This window comes from Polaribacter sp., assembly GCF_965656025.1.
GTDB lineage: Bacteria > Bacteroidota > Bacteroidia > Flavobacteriales > Flavobacteriaceae > Polaribacter.
The window spans coordinates 30,012-35,992 of sequence record NZ_CBFHJT010000012.1 but is presented as its reverse complement, the minus strand read 5'-3'; the positions used below and the strand labels follow the sequence as shown (position 1 = coordinate 35,992).

The following is a 5,981-nucleotide window of genomic DNA, read 5'->3' as shown; positions in this document are numbered from 1 at the left end:
GAAACTGTAGGATACAACAGAGGTTTTGTGGCAAAAAGACCCACAAAAAGCGCAACCATACCTATTGGGCACGCAGATGGTTTGTCTAGAAAGCTAGGTAATAAAAAGGGCTACGTACTCATCAACAATAAAAAGGCAAAAATTATTGGGAATGTTTGTATGGACATGATTATGGTTGATGTTACCAAAATAGACTGTAAAGAAGGTGATGAAGTAATTATTTTTAATAGTCAAGAGATGTTGCTAAACTTTGCTACTGCTTCAGAAACCATTGTCTACGAAACTTTAACCGCTATTTCTAGTCGTATTAAAAAAACGTTAAAGGAATAATTTTTTTACTACATTAGCAACTTAATTAACTAATTAAAAACACAATAAAATGGGAATGCTAAAAGAATTTAAAGACTTTGCAATGAAGGGAAACCTTGTAGACATTGCTGTAGGTTTTGTTATGGGGGCAGCTTTTAAACAAGTTGTAACTTCTTTTACAGGAGGTATTGTTTCTCCGCTAATTGGCTTAATATTTAATGCCGATTTAAAAAATTTAAAATATGTTGTTAAAGAAGGTGTTGCAGATGATGCTGGTAAAGTAGTTGGCGAAGTTGCTGTACTTTATGGAGACTTTTTAACAAACGTTATCGACTTTATAATTGTTGCTTTTGTAATGTTTATGCTTATAAAAGGTATAAATGCAACTAAAAAGAAAGAAGAGCCTGCACCAGAAGCACCAAAAGGACCTTCTCAAGAAGATTTATTAGCAGAAATTAGAGATTTGTTAGCAAAACAAAAATAATTTTTCTTTTACAATTTAAAAAAACCTGAGCAAATGCTCAGGTTTTTTTGTATTTATCTTTTTACTTTTATAGTACAACCAATTGCTCTGGTTTCCTTTTTTTCTATTTCTTTACCCGCCAATAATGCATCTAAAGCATTTTCTGCAAATTTTTCTGTAACCTTATCTGGATTTCTAGAACTGTTATCTATAGCACCAATATACCGTACTTTCATATCTTTTTTAGTTACAATATACACATGTGGTGTTTTGGTAGCACCAAATTTTGGATACACTTTTTGCCCATCATCAAACAAATAAGGAAATGTAAATCCTTTTTCTGATGCTCTAACTTGCATTGCTGTAAAGCTATCATCTGGAACTACTGATGGATCATTTGGATTTATTGCAATTACAGGAAAACCTAAGGTTTTGTATTTTTTGTCTAAAGCGATAATTCTGTCTTCATTTGCCACGGAATAAGGACAAGTATTACAAGTAAATATAATAATAAAGCCTTTTGCTGACGAATAATCAGACAAAGAAACCATTTTGTTATCAATATTTTTTAATGTAAAATTCTCTATAGTATCTCCTACTTTATAACCCAAATCTGTTTTTACAGAAAATGCAGTTAATACAAAAACAAATACTAGCAAAATTGGTTTTATTGATTTCATTTTTATTTATTTTAAAAAGGTTTGTAATTCAGTTTCTAAGGTCTTATAATCAAAAGATTGCTCGTAAAATTTACGTTTATCTTTATTGTAAATAATGGTTGCTGGTATGGCACCAGACCAATTTTCATCAATATCTTTTATCCAAACATCTTCATTAATATCATCTAATAACACCACTTTAGATTGTAGTTTTTTCTTATTGATAAAAGGTATTAATTTCTTTTCTACTTGTTTTGGAAAATCTAAACTTACCAATAAAACTTCTACATTTTTATCTGCAAATTCTTTATTAATTTTTTCAAAATAAGGCAATTCTTTTACACAAGGTCCACACCATGTTGCCCAAAAATTAACAATATAAGTTTTGTTATCTTTTTTTTCTAAAAGTGGTTTTAACTCATTGTAAGTATATGATTTTACTGAGGTTTGTACTGCAACCTCCACCTTTTTTAAGTCTTTGTTTTTAGAAGTCTCTTTTTTACAAGAAACCAAAGCAATAAACAAAAAAGACAAAAAATAAACTTTAATTTTCATTTGATAAAAGTATAGATAATTTAAATACAAAATCAATAATTAACTGATTATTAACCGAATATGTCGTTTAAAATTTTTGCTAAGCGAATACCACCAATCTGTAATTGTTTTCTAACTGTCCCTAAATGATCGTAAGAATATCTGTAGCGTAAATTCTCACCTATTTTTACAGATTTGTACAATTCTTTGGTAATTTCGTGTACCTCATCTACCCATTCTACAAGGGTACCTTCTTGAATTGATTTTATTTGTTTTTTTGATAAATCTTGTGCATTATTTGCCAATTCTACATAACTCATATTCCACTCTTCTATCATTTTAGTATCCCAAACCGCATGTAAATTGGTTCCTTTTCCAAACCATTGCACTTGTATGGTATTACCACCTTTATCTTCTCTTTGCCCAATATGCATAGGTTGATGTAAATCTCCTACAAAATGAACTAATAACTTTAGAAAAAAAGCTTTGTCTGCTTCTGTACTATTTTTATCTTTTAATACAGCTATGCATTTGTTAATACCTGTTACTAAGTCTCCTTGTGGATTTTTTTCTGCTGTTGCATACGTTTCATCCAAATCCATATTAATATAATGCCAAGGATAATATTCTCTATAAGACCTATCTGATTTTATTTCGTCTGCGTAGGTAGATACAAATGCTAAACTTTCTCCTTTTAGAAGTTTGTCAATTTTTCTTTTGGCTCTTCTTGTTAAATGTTTTTCAGCAATTTTACCTGTAACTCTATGTCCATTTTGGCCCCAAAAAGCAGTTTCTTCTTTGGTAGATTTTGTAATAAAAAAGAATGGTATCAGTAATAAAAGTTTAATTTTCATGAGAAGTAATTTAATTAATTTTTTGCGAAGTTATAAAATTATTTGTCGAAAATATTTGGAAATCAATAAAATAATTTAATATATTTGTGATATCATTTTAATATCATACTAAATTTTACATCATGAAAGCAGAAAAAATCATCAAACCAGCTAACGGTTATTTAATGTTGGCCGTTGTTTTAATATTATTTTTTGGAAGCATTGCATTTACAATCCAACAAGAAAACCCTATTTATATAATTATTAGTGTTATTAGTTTTGTTGGTTTGTTTGGTTTTATTTTAGTAAACCCAAATCAATCTAAAGTAATTTTACTCTTTGGTAAATATGTAGGTACTATAAAAGCGAACGGTTTGTTTTGGGCAAATCCACTTTTTAGAAAAAAAACCATTTCTTTAAGAGCCAGTAATTTTGATTCAGAAAGATTAAAAGTAAATGACAAATTGGGGAACCCAGTAATGATTTCTACAATTCTAGTTTGGCGTGTAACCAATACCTACAAAGCTGCTTTTGATGTAGATAATTATGAGAATTTTGTACGCGTACAAACAGATGCAGCTGTTAGAAAACTAGCAAGCATGTATCCTTATGATAATTTTGCAGACGAAGGCCATGATGAAGATATTACTTTACGTTCAAGTGTAAATGAAGTTTCTGAAGCGTTAGAGAAAGAAATAGACGAACGTTTAACTATTGCAGGTATAGAAGTTTTAGAAGCAAGAATTGGCTATTTAGCGTATGCGAATGAAATTGCATCAGCCATGTTAAAAAGACAACAAGCTACAGCTATTGTTGCTGCAAGACATAAAATTGTACAAGGTGCTGTAGAAATGGTAGAAATGGCTTTAGAAGAATTAAACAAAAAACAAATTGTTGAGCTTGATGAAGAGCGAAAAGCAGCTATGGTGAGCAACCTGTTAGTTATTTTATGTGGAGACAAAGAAGCTTCTCCTGTGGTGAATGCTGGAACTTTGAGTCATTAAATAGTTGATAGTAAAAATAAGTTTTTCTAACCTATGTCATTTCGACCTTGTGGAGAAATCTCAACTTTGAAACTAATTAAAAAAAACACACCAAAATAGAAATTAATCATTTGTAAATTGAAAAACTCTCTAAATTATAAGATTGAACATGGTTTTCTAGAAATTAATACTGCTACAGTAAAAATTAAATATAGAAAAGGTAAATATGCTTTAGATGTTCTAAAGTTCTTTGGAAGCGTTTCTTTAATTTCTTTGTTTGTAGATAAATTGAAAGACTATAAGAACATTATTGGAGTTTACGAAAACACCAAGTTTTGGATTTTTGCAATAGCATCCGTATACTTAGTTTACATGTTTTTTGAGTTTATCTTCAGAAAAAAATGGATAAACACACTAGAAATAAATGACATTATAAAAATTGAAATTGAAGACGATGAACGAGATAAAGAAATTGATGAAGACAGCAAAATTGATATTACATTTTACACGAATAATGGAAGACGTAAAAAGATAGACTTCAAAAAGGAAAATCAAAAAATAGACTTTTTTTTAGAAGCAGTTAAAAAAAGAAATTCAAGAATACAAATAGAATATTTATAAATGAATAACAAACAAATAACAACAATAGCAGTAGGTGTTGCTCTTGGTACTTCTGCAGGCACAACAATTGGTGCAGTAACCAAAAACATTGCATTAAGTACTGTTTATGGATCTATAATAGGTTCATTAATTGGAGTTGTTGTTGCATTTACAGTTTTAAAAGAAGATAATAATTCTAAGAACTAAAAAATACAAATGAGTAAACCAAGGAAAAAAAGAAGTGCAGCTAATGGAATTGCTATAGGAATTTGTATTGGGACAGCAATTGGTATTTCTCTAAATAATTTAGCATTAGGTATTGCTGTTGGAGTTGCTTTTAGTGCTGCCTTCGTAACAATATCACAAAGTGCAAAAAATAAAAAAGAGGAATGAATTTATTTTTAATTAATATGAAAGAAAAAAAATCATTATCAATTGGCATTGCTATAGCTTTAGGAACTTCTATTGGATCATCAATAGGAACAGTAATTGGTGCAGTTACAAATAATGTAGCTATGGGTGTTTCACTTGGGGTTTCTTTAGGTGCTGCATTTGGATTACTAATTGGAGTAATTTTAAACCAATATAAACAAAAAGAAAAATGAAAGAATATAAAGTTGTAGAATTAAAATTAGGCTTTAGAAATAGAAGTCAAAACTTTGAGGATTTATTAAATCAACATGCAAGAGAAGGATGGACTTTAAAAGAAGTGCCTAGTGGATGGAATTCAGTAGTTTTTGAAAGAGATAAAAACAGATAACATGAAAGAATATAAGTTTTTAAAACAAAAAATGAGTTGGTCTAACAGTCAAAATAATTTTGAAGATGATATCAATTCACACGCAAAACAAGGTTGGAGAGTAATTAATGTGTATTCCAACACAAATGGAGGTGTATATGCGCTTCTAGAAAAAGATAAAAACAGATAAAGTGAAAGTTTTTAAAGAAGAACAACGTTTTACGCAATTATGGCTAATTGTTTTAATAGCAGTAAGCCTTATTGTGCCTATAATAATAATTGTTCAAGAATATTTAAAAGAAGAAACTAAAATGACAACTACGCAATTTGTTCTAACTACTTCAGGAATTTTAGTTGCTGCCCTATTTATCTTTGCTTTTAAATTAAAAACTAGAATAGATGAAAAAGGGATATACTACAAATTCTTCCCTTTTCATTTAAAATTTAAACAAATTCCTTGGCAAGAAATTGCTAAAGCCTATGTTAGAACTTACAACCCTATAGGAGAATATGGTGGTTGGGGTTTAAAAGGTGGCTTTTTTTGGAGAAAATCAAAAGGAACTTGTATTAACGTTTCTGGTGATATTGGCATTCAATTAGAATTAAAAAACGGTAAAAAACTATTAATTGGCACTCAAAAAAAAGAGGAAGCTATTAGTGTTTTAAAAACTTATAAATAATAAAAATGAATAGAGTTTTTCTTTACTTTCTAACTTATATTTTAGGTATTACAATGGCAATTGCACAAGTAAAATCTGAAAATATTATTTTACAAAATGATAATATAGAATTACCAGGAACTCTAACACACACCTCTAAAAAACAGGCCTTAATTATTTGGGTACATGGGTCTGGTAATGT

Annotated in this window: 13 protein-coding genes; 10 read left to right on the top strand and 3 right to left on the bottom strand. The window is 29.2% G+C overall.

Going from position 1 to position 5,981, the window contains the following annotated elements:
- The coding region (locus ACTG3S_RS03735; RefSeq protein ID WP_439128032.1) for an alanine racemase C-terminal domain-containing protein at window positions 1-330 on the top strand (330 nt) is incomplete at its 5' end.
- Between the two features lie 55 nt (window positions 331-385).
- Entirely contained in the window at window positions 386-793 is a 408-nt protein-coding gene (gene mscL, locus ACTG3S_RS03730) for a large conductance mechanosensitive channel protein MscL (protein ID WP_439128049.1), read from the top strand.
- 53 nt (window positions 794-846) lie between these two features.
- Here the strand turns inward: mscL and ACTG3S_RS03725 are convergent, their stop codons facing one another.
- The 3 genes from ACTG3S_RS03725 to ACTG3S_RS03715 are packed head-to-tail and all read right to left on the bottom strand — an operon-like array spanning window position 847 to window position 2,819.
- Window positions 847-1,452: a thioredoxin family protein gene (locus ACTG3S_RS03725; RefSeq protein WP_439128031.1), complete on the bottom strand. Its 606-nt coding sequence runs from the start codon at window positions 1,450-1,452 to the stop codon at window positions 847-849.
- 6 nt (window positions 1,453-1,458) lie between these two features.
- Window positions 1,459-1,986 carry a TlpA disulfide reductase family protein gene (locus tag ACTG3S_RS03720; protein ID WP_439128030.1) on the bottom strand — a complete coding sequence of 176 codons (528 nt, stop codon included), beginning with the start codon at window positions 1,984-1,986 and terminating at the stop codon, window positions 1,459-1,461.
- Window positions 1,987-2,036: 50 nt separating this feature from the next.
- The gene (locus ACTG3S_RS03715) at window positions 2,037-2,819 is read right to left on the bottom strand and encodes a S1/P1 nuclease (RefSeq protein WP_439128029.1); all 783 of its coding nucleotides are present in this window, start codon (window positions 2,817-2,819) and stop codon (window positions 2,037-2,039) included.
- Window positions 2,820-2,941: 122 nt separating this feature from the next.
- On the opposite strand from ACTG3S_RS03715, the gene ACTG3S_RS03710 reads away from it, so the two are divergent.
- From ACTG3S_RS03710 to ACTG3S_RS03675, 8 genes are all read left to right on the top strand, one after another.
- Window positions 2,942-3,802 (top strand): SPFH domain-containing protein, encoded by an 861-nt coding sequence (locus tag ACTG3S_RS03710; RefSeq protein ID WP_439128028.1) that lies wholly within the window; start codon window positions 2,942-2,944, stop codon window positions 3,800-3,802.
- A 117-nt stretch (window positions 3,803-3,919) separates the two neighbouring features.
- A complete protein-coding gene (locus tag ACTG3S_RS03705; protein ID WP_439128027.1) occupies window positions 3,920-4,402 on the top strand; it encodes a hypothetical protein in 483 nt (160 codons plus the stop codon).
- Window positions 4,403-4,588: a hypothetical protein gene (locus tag ACTG3S_RS03700; RefSeq protein ID WP_439128026.1), complete on the top strand. Its 186-nt coding sequence runs from the start codon at window positions 4,403-4,405 to the stop codon at window positions 4,586-4,588. It begins immediately after the preceding gene.
- 9 nt (window positions 4,589-4,597) lie between these two features.
- A complete protein-coding gene (locus tag ACTG3S_RS03695) occupies window positions 4,598-4,774 on the top strand; it encodes a hypothetical protein (protein WP_439128025.1) in 177 nt (58 codons plus the stop codon).
- Window positions 4,771-4,986: a hypothetical protein gene (locus tag ACTG3S_RS03690; RefSeq protein WP_439128024.1), complete on the top strand. Its 216-nt coding sequence runs from the start codon at window positions 4,771-4,773 to the stop codon at window positions 4,984-4,986. Before ACTG3S_RS03695 ends, ACTG3S_RS03690 begins: the two co-directional genes overlap by 4 nt.
- Window positions 4,983-5,141 carry a DUF4177 domain-containing protein gene (locus ACTG3S_RS03685; RefSeq protein WP_439128023.1) on the top strand — a complete coding sequence of 53 codons (159 nt, stop codon included), beginning with the start codon at window positions 4,983-4,985 and terminating at the stop codon, window positions 5,139-5,141. Before ACTG3S_RS03690 ends, ACTG3S_RS03685 begins: the two co-directional genes overlap by 4 nt.
- Window position 5,142: 1 nt before the next feature.
- Window positions 5,143-5,310 (top strand): DUF4177 domain-containing protein, encoded by a 168-nt coding sequence (locus ACTG3S_RS03680; protein WP_439128022.1) that lies wholly within the window; start codon window positions 5,143-5,145, stop codon window positions 5,308-5,310.
- A 1-nt stretch (window position 5,311) separates the two neighbouring features.
- The gene (locus ACTG3S_RS03675; RefSeq protein ID WP_439128021.1) at window positions 5,312-5,800 is read left to right on the top strand and encodes a hypothetical protein; all 489 of its coding nucleotides are present in this window, start codon (window positions 5,312-5,314) and stop codon (window positions 5,798-5,800) included.
- The last annotated feature ends 181 nt before the right edge of the window (window positions 5,801-5,981 follow it).